19 protein-coding genes and 3 pseudogenes are annotated in these 23048 nt (G+C 73.7%); 10 read left to right on the top strand and 12 right to left on the bottom strand.

Annotation, left to right across the window (positions count from 1 at the left end; translation table 11 throughout):
* Position 1 precedes the first annotated feature (1 nt).
* Entirely contained in the window at positions 2-1336 is a 1335-nt protein-coding gene (locus AC5L36_RS17155) for an FGGY-family carbohydrate kinase (RefSeq protein ID WP_441224987.1), read from the bottom strand.
* A gap of 776 nt (positions 1337-2112) precedes the next feature.
* Complete coding sequence (locus AC5L36_RS17160; protein ID WP_441224985.1) at positions 2113-3027, bottom strand: MerR family transcriptional regulator; 915 nt, start codon at positions 3025-3027, stop codon at positions 2113-2115.
* A 79-nt stretch (positions 3028-3106) separates the two neighbouring features.
* On the opposite strand from AC5L36_RS17160, the gene AC5L36_RS17165 reads away from it, so the two are divergent.
* The 3 genes and pseudogenes from AC5L36_RS17165 to AC5L36_RS17175 all read left to right on the top strand — a co-directional run.
* On the top strand, positions 3107-4018 hold the full coding sequence (locus tag AC5L36_RS17165; protein WP_441224984.1) for a phytoene/squalene synthase family protein: 912 nt from the start codon (positions 3107-3109) through the stop codon (positions 4016-4018).
* Positions 4018-4122: pseudogene (locus tag AC5L36_RS17170) on the top strand (deoxyribodipyrimidine photo-lyase); the annotation flags it as partial. The gene AC5L36_RS17165 and the pseudogene AC5L36_RS17170, both read left to right, overlap by 1 nt.
* Before the next feature lie 62 nt (positions 4123-4184).
* Positions 4185-4571 (top strand): annotated as a pseudogene (locus tag AC5L36_RS17175) (FAD-binding domain-containing protein); the annotation flags it as partial.
* Here the strand turns inward: AC5L36_RS17175 and AC5L36_RS17180 are convergent.
* Positions 4561-5115 carry a calcium-binding protein gene (locus AC5L36_RS17180; protein WP_441224983.1) on the bottom strand — a complete coding sequence of 185 codons (555 nt, stop codon included), beginning with the start codon at positions 5113-5115 and terminating at the stop codon, positions 4561-4563. The pseudogene AC5L36_RS17175 and the gene AC5L36_RS17180 sit on opposite strands and share 11 nt — an antisense overlap.
* A 293-nt stretch (positions 5116-5408) precedes the next feature.
* Here AC5L36_RS17180 and AC5L36_RS17185 point away from each other — a divergent pair, with 293 nt between their 5' ends.
* Entirely contained in the window at positions 5409-5894 is a 486-nt protein-coding gene (locus tag AC5L36_RS17185) for a pyridoxamine 5'-phosphate oxidase family protein (RefSeq protein ID WP_441224981.1), read from the top strand.
* Positions 5895-5913: 19 nt separating this feature from the next.
* On the opposite strand, the gene AC5L36_RS17190 is transcribed toward AC5L36_RS17185, so the two are convergent.
* The gene (locus tag AC5L36_RS17190) at positions 5914-6849 is read right to left on the bottom strand and encodes a hypothetical protein (RefSeq protein ID WP_441224979.1); all 936 of its coding nucleotides are present in this window, start codon (positions 6847-6849) and stop codon (positions 5914-5916) included.
* A gap of 56 nt (positions 6850-6905) precedes the next feature.
* On the bottom strand, positions 6906-7799 hold the full coding sequence (locus AC5L36_RS17195) for a HEAT repeat domain-containing protein (RefSeq protein WP_441224978.1): 894 nt from the start codon (positions 7797-7799) through the stop codon (positions 6906-6908).
* A 168-nt stretch (positions 7800-7967) separates the two neighbouring features.
* Here AC5L36_RS17195 and ligA point away from each other — a divergent pair, with 168 nt between their 5' ends.
* Positions 7968-10040 (top strand): NAD-dependent DNA ligase LigA, encoded by a 2073-nt coding sequence (ligA, locus tag AC5L36_RS17200; protein ID WP_441224976.1) that lies wholly within the window; start codon positions 7968-7970, stop codon positions 10038-10040.
* Between the two features lie 75 nt (positions 10041-10115).
* Positions 10116-11120 carry an Ldh family oxidoreductase gene (locus tag AC5L36_RS17205; RefSeq protein WP_441224974.1) on the top strand — a complete coding sequence of 335 codons (1005 nt, stop codon included), beginning with the start codon at positions 10116-10118 and terminating at the stop codon, positions 11118-11120.
* A gap of 553 nt (positions 11121-11673) precedes the next feature.
* Here the strand turns inward: AC5L36_RS17205 and AC5L36_RS17210 are convergent.
* Positions 11674-13713 carry a copper resistance CopC family protein gene (locus AC5L36_RS17210; protein WP_494908396.1) on the bottom strand — a complete coding sequence of 680 codons (2040 nt, stop codon included), beginning with the start codon at positions 13711-13713 and terminating at the stop codon, positions 11674-11676.
* Positions 13714-13896: 183 nt separating this feature from the next.
* Here AC5L36_RS17210 and AC5L36_RS17215 point away from each other — a divergent pair.
* A pseudogene (locus AC5L36_RS17215) lies at positions 13897-14034 on the top strand (hypothetical protein); the annotation flags it as partial.
* 122 nt (positions 14035-14156) lie between these two features.
* Positions 14157-14588: a sugar isomerase domain-containing protein gene (locus tag AC5L36_RS17220; RefSeq protein WP_441217715.1), complete on the top strand. Its 432-nt coding sequence runs from the start codon at positions 14157-14159 to the stop codon at positions 14586-14588.
* Here AC5L36_RS17220 and AC5L36_RS17225 read toward each other — a convergent pair.
* Positions 14562-16304 carry an ABC transporter ATP-binding protein gene (locus AC5L36_RS17225; RefSeq protein ID WP_441217173.1) on the bottom strand — a complete coding sequence of 581 codons (1743 nt, stop codon included), beginning with the start codon at positions 16302-16304 and terminating at the stop codon, positions 14562-14564. The two genes, AC5L36_RS17220 and AC5L36_RS17225, sit on opposite strands and share 27 nt — an antisense overlap.
* Before the next feature lie 73 nt (positions 16305-16377).
* Between AC5L36_RS17225 and AC5L36_RS17230 the strand changes: the two genes are divergently transcribed.
* On the top strand, positions 16378-16944 hold the full coding sequence (locus tag AC5L36_RS17230; protein WP_441217174.1) for a TetR/AcrR family transcriptional regulator: 567 nt from the start codon (positions 16378-16380) through the stop codon (positions 16942-16944).
* 63 nt (positions 16945-17007) lie between these two features.
* Here AC5L36_RS17230 and AC5L36_RS17235 read toward each other — a convergent pair whose 3' ends face one another.
* Entirely contained in the window at positions 17008-18561 is a 1554-nt protein-coding gene (locus tag AC5L36_RS17235; protein ID WP_441217175.1) for an MFS transporter, read from the bottom strand.
* 112 nt (positions 18562-18673) lie between these two features.
* Here AC5L36_RS17235 and AC5L36_RS17240 point away from each other — a divergent pair, with 112 nt between their 5' ends.
* Positions 18674-19315, top strand: coding sequence for a maleylpyruvate isomerase N-terminal domain-containing protein (locus tag AC5L36_RS17240; RefSeq protein ID WP_441217176.1), 642 nt, complete (start codon positions 18674-18676; stop codon positions 19313-19315).
* Between the two features lie 3 nt (positions 19316-19318).
* Here AC5L36_RS17240 and AC5L36_RS17245 read toward each other — a convergent pair whose 3' ends face one another.
* The 4 genes from AC5L36_RS17245 to AC5L36_RS17260 all read right to left on the bottom strand — a co-directional run bounded on the left by AC5L36_RS17245 (position 19319) and on the right by AC5L36_RS17260 (position 23044).
* Complete coding sequence (locus AC5L36_RS17245; protein ID WP_441217177.1) at positions 19319-20710, bottom strand: hypothetical protein; 1392 nt, start codon at positions 20708-20710, stop codon at positions 19319-19321.
* Entirely contained in the window at positions 20707-21213 is a 507-nt protein-coding gene (locus AC5L36_RS17250; protein WP_441217178.1) for a SigE family RNA polymerase sigma factor, read from the bottom strand. The genes AC5L36_RS17245 and AC5L36_RS17250 overlap by 4 nt, the downstream gene beginning before the upstream one ends.
* A gap of 62 nt (positions 21214-21275) precedes the next feature.
* Positions 21276-21944: a response regulator gene (locus AC5L36_RS17255; protein ID WP_441217179.1), complete on the bottom strand. Its 669-nt coding sequence runs from the start codon at positions 21942-21944 to the stop codon at positions 21276-21278.
* Positions 21941-23044, bottom strand: coding sequence for a sensor histidine kinase (locus AC5L36_RS17260; protein WP_441217180.1), 1104 nt, complete (start codon positions 23042-23044; stop codon positions 21941-21943). The genes AC5L36_RS17255 and AC5L36_RS17260 overlap by 4 nt, the downstream gene beginning before the upstream one ends.
* Positions 23045-23048: the final 4 nt, after the last annotated feature.

Consider the following 23048-nt stretch of genomic DNA (forward strand, 5'->3'; position numbering starts at 1 on the left):
ACTACCTTCCGGAGGCGGTTGGGAGGGGTGCGCCGGCCGCCTCGGCGGCCAGCATCGCGGCGCCGTAGGCGCCCGGTTCCGGGAGCGCGGTCGTCCGCATCGCCGGGTACTGCCGCCGCTTCGCGGCCAGGAGCGCCGGGTTGCGCAGCCAGCCGCCCGCCACGACGACGTCGCGGTACGGCCCGGCGTGCGCGTCGACGAGCGCCAGCAGCCGCGCGGCCTCGGCGACGAGACCCTCGACGGCGGTACGCCAGAGCACGGCGGGCGTGACGCCGTCGCTGATGCCGGCGAGGCCGAACTGCCCGTTGCGGGGCTCGACGAGGCGCAGGATCGGGTGGTCCGGCGCGGACAGGGCCTGCTCGCCGAGTGCGTCCCGGGCGGCCGGTGTCGCCGCGCCGAGCAGCGTGGCGACCCGCCCGAGCGTGAGGCCGGTCGGCACCCCGGCCATGACGCACATGTGCTCGGCGACCACGCCCCAGCCGACCGACATGCCGTGGCCGACGAGCCGGCCGACCTCCGCCGGCGCGAGCGGCGGGCGGACGGTGCGGACCAGCGCCTCGGCCGTGCCCAGCGAGTCGAAGAGGGCGCCGTCGGTGGTGGCGCCGACGCCGTACGCGGCGACCTGGTGGTCGTGGCCGGCCACGGTCAGCACCGCGCCGCGCAGGGACGGCGGCGCGCCGTCGCCGGAGACCCGGCCGACCGGGGTGCCGGCCACGACCAGGTCGGCGAGCAGGGGCGGCCAGTCGAGCAGGGCGGTGGCGGCGTCCCACGGCCGCCGGCCGGCGAGGTCGAGCAGGCCGGTCCGGCTGGCCAGGGAGAGCTCCGCGACCGGCGCGCCGCCGAGCCGCCGCACGATCCACTCGCCGACCGAGTAGAACCGCGCGGCGGCCTTGCTGTCCGGGTGGGTGCGGCGCAGCCACAGCAGCTTGCCCAGCGAGGGCATCGGCGTCACCGGCAGCCCGGTGGTCGCGCGAAACGTCTCCGCGCCCAGCTCCCGCGCGATCGTGTCCAGGTCGCCGCGCGGGTCGTGCCAGGCGATCGCGGGGGCGAGCGGGCGGTCCCGGCCGTCGACGAGCACGCCGGTCTCGGCCATCCCGGTCACCCCGACGCCGATCGCCGTGCCGCCGCCGACGCCGACCGCCTCGGCGGCCACGACGCGGGCCAGGTCCGCCAGGGCGACGGGGTCGAGCTCGGTGCGCCCGCCGTCGTGCCGCCACGGCGTCGCCCGCTCGGCGTCGCCCCGCACGTCACCCCGCTCGTCGACGGCGATCGCCTTGACCCGGCTGGTGCCCGCGTCGACCCCGATCAGCAACGGCCGCGATGTCATCGTGGTCATAGACCCAGCTCACTGACGTGACGGCGAGCACACGATGCTCCGGTACCGATGGCGGCACCGTTGTCCTGATTTTTGGCAGCGAAATGGGTCCTGACCGCGCGCACGGTGCCTCCTGCCAGCAGATCAGCACGATGACATCGATGTCATGAGCGGAAGCTAGCCCTCACGACGCACGCTCGTCAAGAGTTGGAAAACCCGCCGTCACAATTGCCGATCGCCGCGAACCTGTCGCCGTCTTCGCCCGCGACCGCGCCGGACGGGGACCTTCGGGACATCTTTTGCCCGGACCGCGTCAGCGGCGGACCGCCGCTCCCGCCGGAGACCGCTCCGGTCGGCGGCTCGCAGCGCTCGCCGAGACCCCCGACCTCCGCTGCCACGTCCGCGCGACAAGCCCGCACCGCGCGGGCGGCCGTTTGTCCACAATGCCCCTTGCCGAGACGGCGAGCAACAGACCGAACGACGGTGTCGTCACCATGAGCAACTGCCGCGACGGAGTGAACGGCGCACGATGCGAGATCTTGGAGAGTTGGTGCGCCAGTTCAACCCTAAGCGTCCTAGATCTCGAAGCCCGACCCCGCAGCTGGTGACGCTGCGTCAGGATGCCGGCGGGTGGGCGAGCTTGTCACGCGGAGCCGGCAGTGGACGGCCGGGGAACTCGGCTCGCCCCGCGAGCCGCCGGCCGGGAGCGGTGCCCGCGGGAGCATACGGCCCGCAGGTGACGCGGACGTGGGCAAACTGCCTGAAAATTCGCCTGAGAAGATCTGGCGGGGAACGGCCTATCCGGCCGCCGGCAGCCAGCGGAGGGTGAGCTCAAGCGCCTCGTCGAGGCTGGACGGGCGGGTGACCGCCGCGGGCAGGCCCTCCGGGGGCCAGCCAGGGCCGGCGGCGGCGACGAGCGGGGTCCCGCGCAGGCCGGCCAGCTGGCCGGGGTCGGCGGTAGGCGGCGCGTGTGACCAGAGCACCACCACCGTCGGCCCCAGGCGCGCGACCACCGCGGCCAGTGCCCGGGGTGGGACGCGCGCGCCGAGCAGCAGTGAGCGGTGGCCGCGTTCGGCGAGGGCGGCGGCGAGCGCCTCCAGCGGGAGGCTGTGCTGCTCGTCGTCGGCGCAGGCGAGCAGCGTGCGCGGGGCGGGCGCGCCGGGTGGGCGGGGCACGGCGGCGAGCGCGTCGGAGATCGTGCGGGACAGCAAGTGCTCGACCTCGACCAGCGCGCCGCTGGCGGCGTGCCGCTCGCCGACGCCGGCCAGGACCGGGCGGAGCAGGTGGTCCCAGGTGTGCGCCACGCCGCGTTCGGCGATCGTGCGGGTGATCACACTTGTCATCGTGGCGACGTCCAGGCGCATCGCCGCCCGGGCCAGGCCGCGCGCCTCCGGGCCGGCGCCGCCGACGGGGATGGTGTTGCCGCCGCCGGCGCGGGCGGCGGTCGCGGGGTGGGCGCGCACCTCGTCGAGGGGGTGCACCGCCAGCGCGGCGCGGGCCGCCTCGGCGGCGGGCATGCCCTCGCCGGTCAGGCGGCACATCACCTCGAGGCGGGAGAGGTCCTCCCCGGTGTACCGCCGGTGGTGCCGCGCCTCGTGCCGGTCGGGACCCAGGCCGTATCGCCGGTGCCAGCTGCGCAGCGTCGTCACCGCGACGCCGAGCCGGCGGGCCACCTCGCCCGCGCTCAGCCCGTCTCCGGGCGCCGTGTTCACTGGGTCAGGGTATCGTAGGGCCGGCTTGCGTCGTTTATTGCGTCGGTTAGTGGAACGTCGATTGGGGAAACGAAGCGCGATGGAGCCAGCACTCGCCGCCGCGTACGCGCGCTGCCGTGCCCTGCACCGCCGGCACGGCCGCAGCTACTACCTCGCCACCCGCCTGCTCCCGGCGTGGAAGCGCCGCCACGTCCATGCGCTCTACGGCTTCACCCGCTACGCGGACGAGATCGTCGACAGCACCGACGGGCTCTCCACGGCCGAGCGGGCCCGGCGGCTGCGCGCGTGGTCCGACCGCTTCGTGGCGGGGCTGGCCGGCGAGCGGGTCGACGACCCGCTCCTGCCCGCCGTGCTGCACACCATCGAGGTCTTCGGCATGGACCGCACCGATTTCGCCACGTTCCTCGCGAGCATGGCGATGGACCTGGAGGTCCGTGACTACGCGCGGTACGACGACGTGCTGTCCTACATGGAGGGTTCAGCGGCCGCGATCGGCACGATGATGCTGCCCATCCTCGATCCGGCCGACCGCGCGCTCGCCCGCGATCCGGCCCGCCAGCTCGGCCTCGCCTTCCAGCTCACCAACTTCATCCGCGACGTCGGCGAGGACCTCGACCGTGACCGGGTCTACCTGCCCCGCGCCGACCTGGAGCTCTTCGGCGTCACCCGGGCCGACCTCCGCGCCGCCGCGGACCGCCGCGCCGCCTCACCCGCCGTCAAGGCCCTCATCGGGTACGAGGTGGAGCGTGCCCGCGCGCACTACGCCGCGGCGGCGCCGGGGGTGCCGATGCTCGCACCGACCTCGCAGGCGTGCATCCGGGCCGCGTTCCACCTGTACGGCGGCATCCTCGACGAGGTGCGGCGGGCCGACTACGACGTGTTCGCGCGCCGGGCGGTGGTGCCCAACCGGCGGCGCCTGGCCATGGTGGCCCGGTGCCTGCTCACACCGCCCGGCACGCCGGTCGGGCTGCCCGCCGCGAGGAGGTCGTGATGCGGACCGCTGTCGTCCTGTTTACCCGTGACCTGCGCGTACGCGACAACCCCGCGCTGCACGCCGCCTGCGCCGCAGCCGAGCGGGTGGTGCCGCTGTTCGTCCTCGACCCGCGCATCCGGTCCTCCGCCAACCGGCGGCGCTTCCTCGCCGAGTCCCTCGCCGGGCCTACCGGAGCGGGGCGGTCGAGCGGTGGCGGGACGACCCGGCCGCGCTCGAGGCGTGGCGGGAGGGGCGCACCGGTGTGTCCATCGTGGACGCCGGCGCGCGTCAGCTGGTCGCGGAGGGCTTCATGCACAACCGGGCCCGGCTCGTCACCGCCAGCTACCTCACCAAGGACATGGAGATCGACTGGCGGGAGGACGCCGCCTGGTTCGCCCGCTGGCTGATCGACGCCGACGTCGCCAACAACTGGGGCAACTGGCAGTGGGTGGCCGGCACGGGCAACGACACGAAGCCGTACCGGCGGTTCAACCCGGAGAGGCAAGCGGAACGCTTCGACCCCGATGGGCTGTACCGCCGGCGTTGGCTCGCGGAGAGTGTCAGTCGATGATCTGCTCGCAGTTGACGTAGTCGTCGTTGGCGCCGCCCTCGCCCCGGCACACGTCGCTCACCGGTCCGGTCGTCTCGGCCTGTCCGGTGCCGCCGTCCAGATCGTCGGGACCGTCGCCGCCGAGGAGCGTGTCGCTGTCGGCCTCGCCGTTGAGGTCGTCGCCGCCGATCTGGCCGTCGAGGTAGTCCTCGCCGTCGCCGCCGTACATCCGGTCGGCGTCGCCGAACACCGCGCTCGGCGAGCCCGAGTCGCCCCACATGAAGTCCGCGCCGGGGCCGCCGAACATGAGGTCCTCGCCCCGCCCGCCGTACACGTTGTCGACCCCGCCGCGCGCGCAGATCGTGTCGTCGCCACCCTGGCCGTCGATGACGTCGTTGCCGTCGGTGCCGATGATGACGTCGTCGCCGCCCGTGCCGGTGTTTCCGCTGACGGTCTCCACCAGCCCGTTACACGTGATCACCGCGGACGCGGGCGAGGCCACGCCCACGGCGGCCATCGACAGCGCCACCATGGTGGCGGCCACGATGCCGATCCGTCGAATCATGATCTACTCCTTCGGTCGAGGCCGGCGCCCCAGCGGCGGGCGGCCTCAGGCCAGACTCCGGAGGGTCCTCAGCGCCAGATCATGACGGCGTCATCACGGCCCGGGTCCCGGCAGGCTCGCAAGACGGCGCCGGTCCCGGCGGACTCGCAAAGCGGCGCCGGTCCCGGCGGGCTCGCGAAGCGGCGACGGCCGGCGGGCGCATAGCCGCGCCGGTCCCGGCGGGTTGGCAAAGCGGCGACGGCCGGCGGGCGCGCGGAGCCGCACCGGCGCCGGGGCGGCGTAGGGTGGGCGGCGTGCCCACCGCGAGCCGGCCACACATGCCCGACTACGGCGTCGCCGCGCCGACCGGGGGCAGCGGGCTGCTGCCCTGGGAGTGGGCGGCCGCGCGCCTCGCCCGCTCCCACGACTACTGGGTCGCCACGATCCATCCCGACGGCCGGCCCAACGTCACCCCGGTGTGGGGCGTGTGGGACGGGGACGCGGTGTGGTTCAGCTGCGGGCCGCGCTCGCGCAAGGCGCGCAACCTCGACCGCGATCCCCGCGCCACCGTGACCACCAGCGACGCCAACGAGCCGGTCGTCCTGGAGGGCACAGTGGTGCGCGAGCCGGGGCGGGACGCCAACGCGCTGCTGGCCGAGCGGTTCAACGCCAAGTACGGCGGCGAGCTCACCGTCGACTTCTTCCTCACCAACGCGACCTACCGCTTCACGCCGTCGTGGGCGCTGGGCATGGTGGAGGCCGACTTCACCGGCTCACCCACCCGCTGGACCTTCGGCTGAGGCGACCCGGCGACGGCCGTCAGTTGTACGGCATCCGGGGAAACCAGCCGAACCCGAACATCGACGGCACCCGGATGTCCCAGTACACGACCGTGAACACACCCAGCGCGACCATCAGCGAGCCGGTGATCAGCATGGTGCGGGACGGGCTGGCCGCGAGCCACCGCAGAAACCGCCCCCGGCTCGCGACCACGACCAGCGCGAAGACGGCGGTCACGACGACCACGTTGCCCAGCGACTGGAGGATGAACGCCCCGGCGCCGTAGATCGGGTTGCCGGTGTCCACCGCCCAGTGGAAGAGCTTGTTGAACAGCGGGTACGGGCGCCCGATGAGGAACCCGCCGACGAGCACCCCGAGGGCGACCACCCGGCCGGCCGGGTGACGCTCGAACGGGTCGGGCACCACCCTGAGCGCCGCGAGTCCAAGGTAGACGAACGCCAGCCCGATGACGCCGAAGACCACCGACGACTGGACGATCCGCACCGGCATGTCGCCGACCGTCCCGGTGGACAGCTGCGGGAGCCGGTCGCCGAGCAGGACGCCGACGAAGCCGTACACCCCGGAGACGGCCACCAGGCCGAGCGTGAGCCAGCCGACCGGGCGCAGCAGGGCCGCGAGCCCGAGGCGGCGGTCACCGGCGGCGGCGCCGGCGTGGCTCATCGGGCCGATCGACGCCGCCATGGCGATGTTGCACGCGGTGAACGTGCCGGCCAGACCGGAGACGAACGCGAACAGCAGCCCGGCGACCGTGCCGCCGATCGCCGTTTCCTTGGCGTCGTGGCCGAGGAGCGTGTTCGCGACGTTGTCGCCGATCACCTTGTCGACCAGCTCGTACGACCAGAGGACCGCCAGTGCGATCCCCGCCGCGACGCTGAGCGGGATCACCCGCCACAGCCGGGGCGACCGCGGACGGACGTCGACGGCGGGGACCGCCCGCTGCGTGGTGGTGGACACCGGCCCGAGTCTTCCGGGACGGATCCGGGCGCGCACCTTCCAACGTGCGCTGTTCGTCAGGAGGCCTGCTCCTCCAGGCCGTCGAGCACCAGCGTCGCGTACCCGACGAGGTCGCCGTCGAGGTACGGCACCCGCTCGTCGCGGCCCGAGCCGCGCGCCCAGGTCCGCAGCTCGTCGACCGTCTCCTGACCCGCGCCCGCGCCGTACACCCGCATCCGCGCGACCGCGGTGGCCCACCGCACCAACGGCCGCGGGTCGTCGAAGCCGGTCGCCACGCCGAGCAGCCCGAGGGATACCCGGGCGGTGGCGGCGAGCGGCTCGTCCACATCGGACGTGGCCAGCGCGGCGAGGACGGGCACGCTGCCGGCGGCGTCCTCCGGAAACCATCCCAGCGCGTAGGCCGCGACCGCGCGCACCTCCGGGTCGGTGTGCCCGAGCAGCGCGCGGAAGAGCGGCACGCCCTGCCGCACGGCCTCGTGGGCGGCGACGGCCACGTGCGCGAGCATCGCCTCCTGCTCCCGCTCGGACAGCGCCTCGATGTACTCCGCGTCGCCCTCGTCCTCGTCGAAGTCGTCGTCGCCCGGGTGCGGCGCGGCGGCGAGGAGCATGCCGCCGCCCTCGGCCATGCGGCGGTGCTCCGCGATCGGCAGCCCGTCGGGCAGCCAGTACGAGTCGTAGCCCACCGCGATGGCGGACAGCAGCAGCACCAGCTCGGCCTTGTCGGCGCCGTCCGGGTCGGCGAGCACCTCCAGCATGAACGGCACCGCGTAGGCCGTCGCCTCGTAGCGGGTGCCTTGGTGGAAGATGTTGCCCCACAGCTGCCAGCGCGCCTTCTCCCGCCGGTCGGGGTCTGCGGCGCACAGGTCTCTTATCTGGTCGGGCACGTCGGAGGCTGGCCCGTAGGCGTGGCAGATCCGGTCCCAGTCGACATCGTCGAGTCGCTCAAGCACGGCTGCATACTGCCACCCCGAGCGCTGTCACAAGCACCCCAACAGAGGCGGCCCGACACCCGCGGAGGCACCCCGGCCCGGCACCCCAGCCCGGGCCGCGGTTCGCGCGAACCGGCCCCGAGCAGCCACAATGAGCGCGGTACAGGCGAGGCTGAAGGGCGGGGGAGCATGCGCGAGCTGGTAGATCCGGTCGATCCGGTCGTGGACGCGGCGGAGGCGGCGCCGTTCCCGGACGTCGAGGAGTACCGCGCGGCGGTCGAGCGGATCCGGGCCGCCGCCGAGGCGTACTACAGCGGTCCCGACCTGGCCATGGACGACGCGACGTACGACGGGCTGATGGCCCGGGTCACCGCCACCGAGGCGGCCCGTCCGGAGTGGAAGGCCGCCGACTCCCCCACCGAGGCGGTGGGCGCCGGCGGCGGCGTGGTCGGCGACATCACGCACAGCGAGCCGATGCTCAGCCTCGACAACGTCTTCGGCTCCGACGAGCTGCACAAGTGGGCGGCGCGGCTGGAGCGGATCCTGGGGCGCCCGGTCGCCGGCTACACGGTCGAGCCGAAGATCGACGGGCTGGCCATCGCCGCCCGGTACACCGACGGGATCTTGACCTTGGTGGCGACCCGGGGTGACGGGCGCGCGGGTGAGGACGTCACCGCCCAGGCCCGCCGGGCGGCCGGCCTGCCCGAGCGGCTGCGCGAGCCGGTGACGGTCGAGGTGCGCGGTGAGGTCTTCATGACCGACGACGACTTCGCCGCCGCGCAGGTCATGCGCACCGGGGCGGGCGAGCCGGCGTTCGCGCACCCGCGCAGCGCCGCGGCGGGCACCCTCCGCGCGCCCAAGCGGGTGTACGAATGCCCGCTCTCCTTCTTCGCGTACTCGGTGCACGGCGTCGCCGAGCCGATGGCGCAGTCGGCCGCGATGGCCTGGCTGGCGGAGCTGGGCGTGGCCACCACCGCCTACAAGCTCTGCGCCACGGTCGACGAGGTGGCCGCCGCGGTCGAGGAGGTCACCGCGACGCGGGGCACGCTCGGCTACGGCGTGGACGGGGCGGTCATCAAGGCCGACCAGCCAGCCGACCGCGAGCGGGCCGGCTCGTCCAGCCGCGCGCCGCGGTGGGGCGTCGCGTACAAGTTTCCGGCCGACACCCGCACCACCAAGCTGCTCCGCATCGAGGTGCAGGTCGGCCGCACCGGCGTCATCACGCCCGTGGCGGTGCTGGAGCCGGTACAGGTCGGCGGCGTGATCGTCACCTCGGCCACCCTGCACAACTTCGACGACCTGGTACGCCGCAACGTGCGCGCCGGCGACACCGTCTTCGTCCGCCGCGCCGGCGACGTGATCCCCGAGGTCACCGGCGCCCAGCTCGACCTGCGGCCGGCCGACTCGGTGGCGTTCGAGCCGCCCACCCACTGCCCGCGCTGCGGCGGCGAGATCGACCGCTCGCAGAAGCGGTGGCGGTGCACGTCCGGCCGGGCGTGCGGCGCGGCGGAGTCGCTCTCCTACTACGTCGCCCGCACGTCGATGGACATCGAGGGCCTCGGCGACAAGATCCTCCACGCGGTCGTCTCCGCGGGCCTGGTCACCGACCCCGCCGACCTCTACGACCTCGACGTCCCCACCCTCGCCGCCCTGGAACGCCTAGGCGAGGTCTCCGCCACCAAGCTGGTCGCCAACATCCAGGGCTCCAAGGGCCAGCCGCTGTCGCGCGTGCTGACCGCCCTCGGGGTACGCATGACGGGCCGCTCGATGTCCCGCCGCCTGGCCAGACACTTCGTCACGATGGACGCGCTGCTGGCCGCCTCGGTCGACGACCTGCAACGCGTCGACGGCGTGGGCCCGGAGCGCGCGGTGACGATCGCGGCCGAGCTCGTCGAGCTGACCCCGCTCATCGCCAAGCTCGTGGAGCGCGGCGTCAACATGGCCGAGCCGCTGGAGACCTCGGTGGCGGCACTGCCGTTGCAGCGCGCCGACGGCAGCCCGATGACCGTGGTCGTGACCGGCGCGGTGCCCGGCCTCACCCGCGACGAGGGCAACGAGGCCGTCGAGCGGCTGGGCGGCAAGTCGTCCGGCTCGGTCTCGAAGAAGACCGACCTCGTCGTGGTGGGCGACGGCGCCGGTTCCAAGGCCACGAAGGCCGAGCAGCTCGGCGTCCGCATCCTGTCCGCCGAACGGTTCGCCGCCCTCCTGGAGGCCCACGACGCCGACGACCAGGACACGGTCGCCGAGATCCTCGGCCCCTGAAGACTCGCGGCACGTCGACGAGCTCGATGAACCGGCCGGTTGCTGTCGGACCCCGAGGGATGGTGAGGTCTCCACATGGAAATGACGGTGGCAGAGGTCAGGGACCTGATGATCAAAGCCCTTGACCATCGTGGCATTTCTGGCGAGCCCGCGGAGTTCGTCGTCGACGACTATATGGACGCGGAGCTCGAGGGAAAGAGGACACACGGCGTCGGGAAGTTCCTGGTGCTGGACAACGCGCTGAGCGGCCGAGCGGGCGAACCGGTCGTGGAAATGCGGCGTGGCTCCACCGCACTGATCAACGGAAACAGGGAGATCGGCCAGCTGGCGGCGCGCACCGCCAGCGCACTCGCCGTCGATCTGGCTGTCGCGGGTGGCATCGGGATCGTGCGACTCAAGAACTTCGCCAGGTTCAGTCGACTGATCCCCTATGCCAAGATCATAGCCGACAGGGGATTTGTCGGAATCGTCAGCAACAACGCCGGACCGCCGGCCGTCGCTCCGTTCGGATCGGGCGAGCCAATTCTCGGCACCAATCCCATCGCTTTCGGATTTCCCACACCTGGCGAGCCCTTCGTCGTCGACTTTTCCACCGCCGAGCGTGTCTGGGGTGAGATCCGCCAGGCGGAGTTGGAGGGCCGGGCCCTGCCGTCCGGAGCCTTTCTAGACGCCGCCGGTCACGAGACTGCCGAGCCGAGCCGGGCAGAGGCCGTGATGGCTTTCGGAGGCGCCAAGGGGTCGGCCCTGTGCATAGCGCTGGAAGCGCTCGTCGGGGCGCTGACGGGAGCACGCACCGGGCTTCAGGTACATGACGAGTACGATCTGGGCGCGGTGTTCATCGCGATCGAACCGATGGGTGGCGACGCTCCCGAAATGGTGGATCGTCTGCTTTCGGAGGTGCGAAACAGCTCTCCGCGACCGGGCGGAGGATCCGTCGTCGTCCCGGGCGAGAGATCGCGGGCCACGCGCCGGAGCAACGAAGAAGCCGGGACCATCGAGCTGGACGACACCACACATGGCGTCCTGCGCGAAATGGCAGCCGGCCGCAGCGGGATGAAGGCCGACGACAAGCTGAACTAGAGACCTTTCGGGGTCAGGGTCGCCGCTCGTCGTGGCGTTGCGTCGAGGCAGATTTGCCCAGGTCCGCGTCAGCGGCGGACCGTATGCGCGGGGTCCCCGGGGAAACGTGGAGCGCGGCGGAGCGTTTTCTTGGGGTTGCTTTCCCGCGGGCCCGAACGGGTCTACGCGGCCCCTTCCTCCGCCATCCTGACGCGGCGTAACCAGCCAAACGGGCCAGACTTCGAGATCTAGGAGACTTAGGGTTGAGATAGCGCCCAAACTCTCCTAGATCTCGAACCTCGCGCCGCTCACACCCTCGCGGCGGTTACGCTCGGCGACGAAAACCCCGTTGCTTTCCCGGATAGCCGACCGGGAACAGACATTGTGGACAAACGTCGACCACCGCCTGGCACGAGCTCCATCACCCCGCCCCCTTTCCTCCCGGCCGCGACCAACGGCGGACGGGTGAGGCCGCGGGAGCAGCGGTCTGGACCACGACCGACGTCGCGGTAGCTCAAATCTCTGTCCAAATAGGGGATTCGGTGGTCAAAGCCACCCCGACCCCGAAAGGTCTCTAGAGCATGTCCACTGTGTACTCCGCGGTGTGCACCTCGCCGGCGACCTGGAAGTCGAAGAACGCGCGGTAGCGGCCGGCGCTCGGTGCCGTCAGCCAGAACTTGACCGCCCCGTCGACGAGCTCCGCCTCCGGGTGGACGTGGACGTAGCCGAGGTCGCCCTCGCGCAGCACGACGAGGTGGCCGTAGGCGCCGAGGTAGCGCTCCAGCTGTGACGGGCCGGGCGCGCCGCTGCGGCTGACCCGGAAGAACATCGGGGCGGTCACGCCGACGGTGGGGGTGCCCTCCATCGACACCGCGAACGGGCCGGCCGTCGCCTGCTTCGCCGCGGCCGGGAGTGCGGCCGGGGTGTGCGCGCCGGGCACCTGGTGGTCGACGCCCAGCACGAGCGGGACCTGGGTGCCGCTGGCCGCGGTGACCGAGAAGTCGGCGTAGACCCGGTAGCCGCCGGCCTTCGCCAGCGTGAGGGGAACGCTCCAGGTGCCGTCGGCGGCCATGGTGGGGTGCAGGTGCTGGTACCCGGACAGGTCGCGGCCCACCACGATCATGTGCAAGGGCTTGTCGTGCACGACCGCGAAGCGGGTGGCCGCCTGCCGGTCCGTGCCCACGATGCGAAAGCGGTAGTCCACGGTCGCGCCCGCCGCCTGGGTGCGGCGTTCGGGTTGAAGGGTGTATCCGCCGCCGCTGACCGTGGTGCCCGCCGCCTGCGCCTCGCCGGTGGAGCCGTCGCCGGGATGGCTGTGCGCGCCCGTGCCGGCCGGATGCTGGTGCCCGTCGCCCGCGCTCACCGCCCCTTCCGTGGCGGTGGGCGGCGTGCCCGCGGGCGCGCCGGCGGGCCGGTCGTCACCGCTGCCCAGCCGGCCCAGCCCGAAGCCGGCCAGGAGCGCCACGATGAGCCCGCCCGCCAGCAACGCCAGCCGCGTGTTCGTCAGGCCGCCGCCCGCCGGAGCCTCCACACCGGACGGCGCCGTGGCGGCTTCATCCACATCGGACGGTTGGCTGGAGGCCTCCTCCGGCGGCGCGGAAACCGCCGCCGTGACGACCGCGCCGGTCTTCCGGGCCGCGGGCACCGCCGGCCGGCCCGCCGAGCCGCCGCCACCCTTACCCGCGGCCACCGCGCCCGAGCCGGCGCCACCCTCACCCGCAGCCGCCGCGACCGAGCCGCCGCGGCGCCCGGAAGCGGCCGGGCCGCCGGCACGGCCGGACGCGGCCGAGCCGCCGCCACGGGCCGACCCGGCCGGGCCGCCGCGGCCGGAGCCGCTCGGGCGGGAGCCGCCGCGCTTTCCGGACGCCGCGCCGGAGGGGCGGGGCCGAGCCGCCGGGGCGGGCCGGCGGCGCCAGCCCACGAAGCCGGCCACGGCGGCCGCGATCGCCACCGCCCAGCCGGACCAGGCGATCCAGCCCGAGCCACCGCCGTCCCCCGATTCGGCGGACGGGGCGGCGGCGGGCGGCGGGGCGGCCGCGGCGGACGACGGGGCGGACGCCGGTGGAGGCGCGGAACCGCCGGTCGAGCCGTGCTGCTCGGCGGCCGCGACGAGGGACGGGTCGGGCTGGTTGGTCGGTGGGCTCCAGCCCTGCGGCGCCGCCGTCGCCTTGCCGTTGTAGCGGAAGCTCATCGTGCCCCGCACCGGCTCGCCGTCGGAGGCGACCGACAGGTAGCTCACCGAGTACTGGCCGGCGGCGGGCAGGTGCGCCACCGTCACCACCGCGGGAAAGCCCGTCGTGAACTCGCGCGGCTCGAACTTGCCCTCGACCATGAAGTACTCGCGCACCGGCTTGTCCAGCGGCTTGGGCGAGCCGTACGTCCAGCCGTTGTCGACCCGCCCGCCTCCCGGTGCGGTGATCGTGAAGTAGGCGTTCGAGGCGACCTTCTCCGTGAAGTACAGCTCCACCGCGGTCAGCGGCTCGGCCACCGTGGACCCCTCGGCGGGCGTCGACATCGCGAGGGTGCCGTGTGCCAGGGCGGGGGGCGCGGCGGCGAGCACGGCGACCGTACCGGCGAAGAGGAGCGCGAGGACAGCGGAGAGCACACGGCGCATCGCAACATCATCACGAGCCTGGCCGGGGCCCACAAGGGCTGTACCAGATTAGACCAGACGGACCCCGGCGGAGCGTGCGCGGCGTGGTCGTGGTCTAGGGGAATCGGCGTGGTGGTCTAGCCCACGGCCCCTTGGCGTGCTTACGGGTGCCCTCAGCGGTGATCGTCCGGGAGGAGGTGGGACGTGCTGACCGGAGGTGCCGACAAGGCGGCGGAGGCGCGGGCCCGCCTGCTCGACCTGATCGACTCGCTGCCCACCGGGGAGCGGATCCCCGCCGAGCGGGAGCTGGCCGCGCGCTGGTCGGTGGCCCGCATGACGCTGCGCAAGGCGATTGTCCATCAAGGACGTCGTGATGTACGGCGGGGCCGACCCCGAGGAGATCCTCGACCCCACCAAGGAACGCGACCCGCGGCTCGCCCACCGGGTGTGGGGCGCTGCACGACATCCACCCGGCCGACGTCTTCCTCATCGCCTCCAACTCCGGCATCAACGGCGCGGTGGTGGAGATGGCCCGGCTCGCCCGCCGCAACGGCAACCGGGTCGTCGCGGTCACCTCGCTCGCGCACAGCGAGGCGGTGCCCACGCGCGACCCGGCCGGTGAACGCCTCTTCGAGCTCGCCGACGTCGTCATCGACAACTGCGGCGTACCCGGAGACGCCGCCTACGAGCTGCCCGGTGGCGCCCGCATCGTGCCCACCTCGACGATGACCAGCGTGCTGATCGCGCAGCTGCTGACCGCGGAGATCTGCGCGGCGCTGGTCGCCCGCGGCATCGACCCGCCGGTCTACATCTCCGAAAACGTCGAGGCCGGCGACGCGCACAACGCCGCCCTCAGGGAGCGCTACGCGTCATGCATCCGCCGCCACGAGCCCTGACCCCGCGATGCGCAGGGCCTCGACGAGCCGGCGGTACAGGTCGTCGGTGGCGAGCAGCTCCGCGTGCGTGCCCTGGGCGCGGATCCTGCCCTCCTCCAGCACCACGATGGAGTCCGCGTCGAGCACGGTGGAGAGGCGGTGGGCGATGGTGACGACCGCGCCCGCCGCGGCGCGCTCGCGGATGCACTCCTGGAGCGCCGCCTCGGTCAGCCCGTCGACCTGCGCGGTGGCCTCGTCGAGGAGCAGCACGTCGGGGGTACGCAGGATGGCCCGTGCCAACGCGATGCGCTGGCGCTCCCCGCCGGAGACCGCGCTCGACGTGAGCGGGGTGTCCAGGCCCTCGTCGAGGCCGTCCACTTTGGAGTCGAGCCGCACGGCGGCGAGCACCGCCCGCAGCTCCTCCTCGGTAGCGTCGGGGTGGGTGAAGAGCAGGTTGTCGCGGATGGTGCCGGGCACGACGGGCGTCTCCTGCTCCACATAGGCCAGACGGGCGCGCACGTCGCCGTGCCCGTACGCCCGGTAGGCCCGCCCGTCGAGGAACAGCTCGCCGCTCTCCGGTTCCAGGAAGCGGAGCATTAGCGAGAAGAGCGTGGTCTTGCCCGCGCCGGACGGTCCGACGATCGCGGTGTGGCCGCGGCGCGGGATGTCGAGGTCGATGTCGTGTACCGCGGGCGGGGTGTCCGGCGCGTAGCGGGCGGTGACGCCGCGGAGGGCGAGGATCGGGCCGGCCGGGTCCGGCTCCTGGCGCGGTGCGGGCGCCGCGGGCGGTGAGGCTGGCTCGACCTCGATGGCCTCGATCTGGCGGATGCGGGCCGCGGCGGCGACGCCGGCCTGGAGGGCGGTGACGTTCTGCGTCAGCTCGGTGATGGGGCCCATGAGCTGAAACGCGTACAGCAGGAAGGCGATCAGGCTGGAGATCTCCAGCAGCCCGCGGTCGGCCCGCCACGCACCGATGCCGAGGATCGCGATGACCGACAGCTGGATGCCGGTCCACGCGATGGTCCACACCACCGCGGTGCGGCGGGCGGCGCGGATGCTGTACTCGGCGGAATCCCGCGCGTCGGCGACGATCCGCTCGCTCTGGCGGGCCTCGGCCCGGCTGGCCTTGACCGTGCGGATGGCGCGCAGCGCGCCGTCGAGCGTGCCGCCGAGCCGGCCGACCGACTCCTGCGCGGCCTCCTGCGCCTTGGCGATCGTGGGCATGAGCGTGGCCATGATGGCGCCGACGATCACGACGGCGGCGAGCGTGCAGCCGAGCAGCACCAGGTCGAGCACGCCCATCAGCACGAGGGTGGCGAGCATGGCGAGGGAGCTGTTGACGATGCCGACGATGCTGCTCGACGCCTCGCGCAGCAGCCCCGTGTCGGAGGTCGCCCGGGTAACGAGCTCGCCGCTCGGCCGGCGGGCGAGGTCGCCGACGGTCGCCGCGAAGTAGCGCCGGATGATCGACACCCGGGCGTCGAGGATCACCTGTTCGGCGAGCGTGCCCATCAGGATCCACTGCCGCAGCGAGATGCCGGCCCCGACGACCACGAGCGCGATCAGCGCGGTGAGCGGCCAGGCCATCGAGCCGCCGAGCGAGTCGAGCACCCACTTGGTGACCATCGGGGTGGCGAGGCCGGCGGCGTTGGCCACCAGGCCGAGGAGGAGGCCGACCACCAGCGTCGGCGTGTGCGGGGTGAGAAAGGACGCGAGAGTGCGGATGCGTGGCCCCATCCGCCGAGTGGAACACAGTTGTTCCATTACGGTCAAGTGGAATTCCGTATAGGGACACTGATAGCCTGCTCACGTGGTGGACACGCACGACACGGCCAGCCGCGCCCGCACCCGGCAGGCGATCATCGACGCCGCCATCGCGGTCCTGGGCAAAAACCTGTCCGCCCCACTCGGCGACGTCGCCACGGCCGCCGACGTCGGCCGCACCACCCTCCACCGGTACTATCCGGAGCGCTCCGACCTCCTCCACGCCGTCCAGGCCGAGTGCGTGGTCCGGCTCAAGCGCGCCACCGAGCGGGCCCGCCTCGACGAGGGCACCGGCGCCGAGGCCCTGCGCCGTCTCTGCGAGGAGTTCTTCGACCTCGGCGACGTGCTCTCCGTCGTGTTCAGCGATCCACAGTGCCTGGAGGACGTCGACTGGGGCGAGCAAGGCACCTCGCAAGACCACTTCAAGGCGGCGATCGAGCGCGGCCACCGCGACGGCTCGATCGACCCCGACCTGCCGGCGAGCTGGCTTGAGACCGTGCTGTGGTCCCAGCTGTACGCCGCGTGGAGCTACGTCGGCGAGCAGGGCGAGTCGCGCCACCAAGTCCTCCGCATGATGGTCCGCACCCTCACCGGCGCGATCAGTCCCCGGTGACCGGCGCCGGGGTCTTGATGAGGGCGCGTGGCGTGCTGGCAGCGGGCCACGCGCCCTCGACCCTCAGGCGGCGCTCAGCGCGAGTTCCGGCTCGGGGTCCGCGGCCGGGGCGGGTGTGCCCGAGGCCGGCACGTGCCGGAGCGTCACCACCGACACGACCGCCAGCGCCACGAACAGCACCGCCGCCGCCGCGAACACGAGATCCATCCCGCCGGTGAAGGCGACCCGCGCGGAATCCAGCAGGTCTGCGCCCACCTGGCCGGGGAGCTGGCCGGCGACCGTGGTGGCGCCGACGACGTTCTCGCCCGCGGTGCCGGACAGGTCGGCCGGCACGCCCGCGGGCACCGCGATCCGGTCGCGGAACGCGGCCGTGGCGACCGAGCCGAACACCGCCACGCCCAGCGCCAGCCCGAACTCGCCGCTGGTCGACGAGAGCGAGCCGGCCGAGCCGGCCTTCCGCGGCGGGGCCGAGGTCATGATGATCGTGTTGGCCATGACGCCGATCGGGCTCGTGCCGATGTACAGCACGAACAGCGCGGCGATCAGCCACCCGATGCCGGCGGCCGGGCCGATGCGGGTGATGGCGAGCGCGCCAGCGGCGGCGAGCACGAGGCCGGCGGAGAAGATGTACGCCGGGCGGACGGTGCGGGCCAGCGCCGGGCCCACGTTGCCGGCCACGATCATCGCCAGCGACGGCGGCAGCAGCCACAGGCCGACGGCCAGCGGGCTGAACCCCTTGACCACCTGAAGGTACTGCGTGACCAGCAGGCCGACGCCGGCCAGCGTGAACGCGAGCACGAACGCCAGCGTCAGCGCGCCGCGCAGCCCGCGGTCGGCGAAGAGGCGCAGGTCGAGCAGCGGGCTGGCCAGGCGCCGCTGCCGGGCCACGAACAGGACACCGAACGCGAGGCCGGCGACCACCGCGGCCACCGCCGGCGTGTCCGGGCCGCCGCGGGCGATCTCCTTGAGGCCGTACACGAACGGGAGGATGGCGGCCAGCGACAGCGCGACGCTGTGCGGGTCGAGGCGGCCGCCGGTACGCTCCCGCGACTCGGGCAGCAGGAACGGGCCGGTCGCCAGCAGCAGGCCCATCACCGGCACGCTGATCATGAAGGCGGCGCCCCACCAGAACGCGTCGAGCAGCAGCCCGCCGACGGACGGGCCGACGACGACGCCCACCATGATGGCGGTGCCCCAGATGCCGTAGGCGGCGCCGAGCTGCTTCGGGTCGGTGAAGAGCTGGCGGATCAGCGCGAGCACCGAGGGCATCACGGTGGCGCCGGCGACGCCGAGCACCGCGCGGGCGCCGACGAGCGAGGCCACCGACGTGGAGTACGCGGCCAGCACCGACGCGGCGATGAAGAGCGCGGCGCCGGCCAGCAACACTTTGCGGTGGCCTATCCGGTCGCCGAGGTTACCCATCGTGACGAGAAAGCCAGCGATCATGAAGCCGTAGATGTCCATGATCCAGAGCTGGGCGGTGCTGCCCGCGCCGAGGTCGGCACTGAGCCTGGGCAGCGCGAGAAACAGGACGTTGAGGTCCACCACCGCGAGCATCGTGGGCAGGCAGAGGACGGCGAGCGCGAGCCAGGTGCGGGGTCCGGCCTTGGTCGGCATGGTCCGATCTCCTTACGGTGCGTGGCGGCGCCGGATGCGCCTCCCTATCCACGCGTCGACCGGGCCGGCCCGGGATCGACACCGCCGGCGAGAAAATCCGAAAATCTTCTCCATGACGGGTACCCGAGACGACTTCATCGCCACCGCCCGCGCTGTCGCGCCCCTGTTCCGTGATCCCGCGGTGGCCGCCGCCTGGGGCGGGCCGAGCGCGCTGGCCGAGTTCAGCGTCGGCGGCCTGGCCGGGCATCTCGCCTACCAGGTGCTGGCGCTGCCGGACGTGCTGGCCGCGCCGGAGCCGACCGAGCCGGTGATCACGCTGATGGAGCACTACGGCCGGGTGGAGTGGATCGGCGCCGACCTCGACGCCGAGATCAACGTGCGGATCCGGCGGGGCGGCGACCAGATCGGCGCGGAGGGGCCCGGGGCGCTCGCCGACCGGTACGACGCCGCGGTGGACGCCCTCGCCGCCGGCCTGCCCGCCGCGGCGCCGGACCGCGCCGCCCGCATCCCGCTGTGGGGGCCGTGGTCGATGCGCCTGGACGACCTGCTGGTGACCCGCATGATGGAGCTCGCCGTGCACGCCGACGACCTCGCGGTCAGCGTGGGGGTCGAGGCGCCGCCGGTGCCGCCGTCCGCGGTCGAGACGGTCGTCGACCTGCTGTCCCGCCTGGCCGTCCGCCGCCACGGCCCGACCGCGGTGCTGCGCGCGCTCAGCCGGGCCGAGCGCGCGCCGCGGACGATCACCGCCTTCTGAGGATCAGAGCCCCCAGCTCGAGACCGCCAGCGATGGGCGCATCCAGTCGCCCGGCGGGACGAACGCGAGGTTCTCGCCGGACGGCGTCAACGCCCTGACCCCGACGTCCGCGCTGGCCGGCACGGGCAACACCGCGGCACCGTCCACGACCGGGGCCGTGGCCAACGGCCCTTCGCTCCGGTAGGCCACGATGTGGGAGGCCCCCCTCGGCGCGATCACCAGGATGCTCCGTGCCTTGTCCCGGTCGCCGAGCGGGACGGCGACCGTGGTGTCCGGATCCGTGGGGTCGAACCCGCTGACGGTGAACCGGATCGCGGTCCCGACGCTGTTGGTCACCGGGTTGACGTGGTCGTACGTGATCTGGACCTCGCCGATCCAGCCGCCGCCCACCGCCGGGGCGGCCACCACCTTCGCCTGCCCGTCGTAGGAGCCGTCCAGTCCGGGCACGGTGCCGGTGATCCGTCCGGCCCAGATCGCCCTCGGGAGCGCGGTCACCTCGTAGCCGACGCCGGACGCGAAGTTGAAGATCGCCTCGCGCCAGGCAGCCGGGACGGGCCCGCGCCGCGCGCTGGCCGCCAGCTCCGCCATGTTGGCGTCCATGAGCGACTGGCCGTGGAGGCCGCCCGGGCCGGGTGTCATCTCCTTGACCAGGCCGCCGCAGGTGACCCGCCACCACTCCGGGCGGAGCGTGGCGCCGGTGCGCACCAGGTAGGAGCCGGTGGGTTCGTCCTTCCAGTCCTTCACGAGCGGCCAGGCGGCGCTGGCGAACTCGCATCCGGCCGGCGCGATCCCGACGTAATAGCCCTGCTCGCGCAGTGTCATGTACGGCTCCAGCGCGTCGCTGACGCCGCGCACCGACGAGGCGAGCTCGGCCGCGCCGGTGCCCTTCGGCGCGACGAGCCAGGTGGCGGCGGCCGGCCACTCGTTGGGCGCCGGGTCGGCGCGGACCAGCGCGACGAGCGCGACCCGGTGGTCGCCGACGTCGTCCGCGAAGAGCACCCGGACGTTGGAGAGCGCGGTGCCGGCCGGGCCGATCGACCCGCGGCGGTGGTCCTCCAGCAGCTTGCCTTCGACGGCGGCGACGTAGCCCCGGTCGGCCGCCACCGCGCCCCGCCGCGGCGAGTCCGCCAGCCGGCGGGCCCACTCCACCACCTGTGGCCAGCCCGGGTCCGGCTCCCGCACGGCGGTCTCGTCCACCCGCCGGGCCGAGCCGCCGGCCACCACCGCGCCGGTCGCCGAGAGCAGCGTCACCGCGGCGAGCCCGAGCCCCATCAGCTGGCGCCGGCGCCGCCGCCGGAGGCCGGCCCGGGCCCGCTGGTACGGGTCCGGCAGCGGCCGCAGGTCCTCCGCCATCTCGGCCAGGATCCGGCTGATCCGCTCCTCCACAACCATCACAGCGCCCTCTCGATCTCGATGACCGGCGCATCCGCCTCGAGCGCCTCCCGCAGCCGCGCCAGGCCCCGCGACGCCCGGCTCTTCACCGTCCCGACCGAACAGCCGAGCGCGGCCGCCACCTCGGCCTCCGGAAGATCCGCCAGGTACCGCAGCACGATCACCGCCCGGGTGCGGGCCGGCAGCGCGCGCATCGCGGCGTACACGGCCTGCCGCTCCGCGATCCCGTACGCGGCGTCCGGCGCCGGCCGGTCCGGGAGGATCGCGGTCAGCACCTCCCGCATCCGGTGGCGGCGCCACACGCTGCTCAGGTGGTTGACCATCACACGCCGCAGGTACGCGACCGGGTCGTCGATCCGCCCCCACCGGCCCAGCACCTTGACCAGCGCCGACTGGACCAGGTCTTCGGCCTCGTGCGCCGACCCGGTGAGGTGGTAGGCGATCCGGAGCAGCTCGACGTACCGCGTGTCGACGAACTCCCGGAACCCCTCGTCGTCCCTAGGCATGTGCCCCCGTCCATATGGTCCTACAGAGTAGGAGCGCACCGGGTGCCGAAAGGTTGACGCCGCTACGTTGCGGATCCGGGCCGGACGAGTCCGGTTTCGTACGCGAACACGGCCGCCTGGACGCGGTCGCGCAGGCCGAGCTTCATGAGGATCGCCGAGACGTGGGTCTTCACGGTCGCCTGGGTGAGGAAGAGGCGCTCGCCGATCTCCGCATTGGTCAGCGCGCGGGCCACCAGCGTCAGCACCTCCGCCTCGCGCGCGGTGAGCACGTCCAGCCGGGCGGACTGGGACGGCTCGGCGGGCAGGCCGGTGGCGAACCGGTCGAGCAGCCGCCGGGTGACCGTCGGCGCGAGCAGGGCTTCGCCGCGGGCCACCACGCGCACGGCGTCGGCCAGCTCGGCCGGCCGGATGTCCTTGAGCAGGAAGCCGCTCGCCCCGGCCCGCAACGCCGCGAAGACCGGCTCGTCCAGGTCGAACGTGGTCAGCATGACCACCCGCGCCCGGCTGCCGGAGTCGACGATCCGGCGGGTCGCCTCGATGCCGTCGAGGCGGGGCATCCGCACGTCCATCAGCACCACGTCGGGATCGGTGGTGGCGGCCAGCTCGACGGCCTCCTGCCCGTCGGCCGCCTCGCCGACGACCGCGATGTCGTCGCGGGCCTCCAGGATCATCGCGAACCCGGCCCGGACCAGCTCCTGGTCGTCCGCGAGCAGCACCCGCACGTCGCTCACGAGACCTCCGCACGGAAGTGGGCCCGCAGCGGCAGCCGGGCGGCGACCCGGAACCCACCGGCGGGCAGCGGGCCGGCTTCGAGGGTGCCACCGAGCAGCCGCGCCCGCTCGCGCATGCCGATCAGCCCGGCTCCCCCGCCCCCGGTCGCCGGCACCGCGCTGCCGTCGTCGGTCACCTCCACCAGCAGCGCGCCGTCGGTCCAGCGCAGGTCGACGCCGGCCCGGGTGGCGCGCGCGTGGCGCAGGGTGTTGGTGAGCGACTCCTGCACGATCCGGTACGCGGAAAGGCTCACGTTGGCCGGCACCTCCCGCGGTACGCCGGCCCGGGTGATGTCGACCGCCAGGCCGGCGGAGCCGAGCGAGGCGGCGAGCGCGTCGACGTCGTCGAGGCCGGGCCGGGGCCCGCTCGGGTCGGGGTCGCCGGGGCGCATGGTGTCCAGCATCGCGCGCAGCTCGGCCAGTGCCGCCCGCCCGTGCTCCTGGATCGTGTCGAGCGCCGCGCGGGCCTTCTCGGGCCGCGCGTCGAACACGTCGGCGGCGGCACCGGCCTGCACGACGATCAGCGACACGGTGTGCGCCACCACGTCGTGCAGCTCGCGGGCGAGCCGGGCCCGCTCGTCGGCGACGATGCGGCGCCGCTCCTCGGCCCGCCGCACCGACCGCACCCGGGCTAGCTCGCCCCAGCTCCAGCCGAGCAGGGTGCCGAAGAGCGCGATGACGAAGTTCTGCCAGCCGCCGGTGGCGAGTTCGAGCGGGGTGAGCGCGAGGATCAGGCCGAGCACCCACAGCGACTCGCGCGGCGGGCGGAGCCGGGACACGTAGGTGAGCGGCGCGGCGATCAGGCCCAGCCAGCCGACGTGCGAGGTGACCGCCTCGAAACCGGCGCCGGCCAGCAGCGCCACCGCGGTCGCCCACCAGATGTGCCGGCGCGTCAGCGACAGCGAGGCGCCCTGTGCCACGGCGCAGGCGGCGGCCACGGCGAGCCCCGCCGGACCCGGCCGGTCGTCCGGCACGCCCAGCACGAGCGTGATCAGGCCGGCGGCGAGCACGGCCCCGAACATCCCGTCGAGGAGGGCGGGCCGGCAGCGGATGGCGTTCATGACC

This window comes from Phytohabitans sp. LZ39, assembly GCF_059359075.1.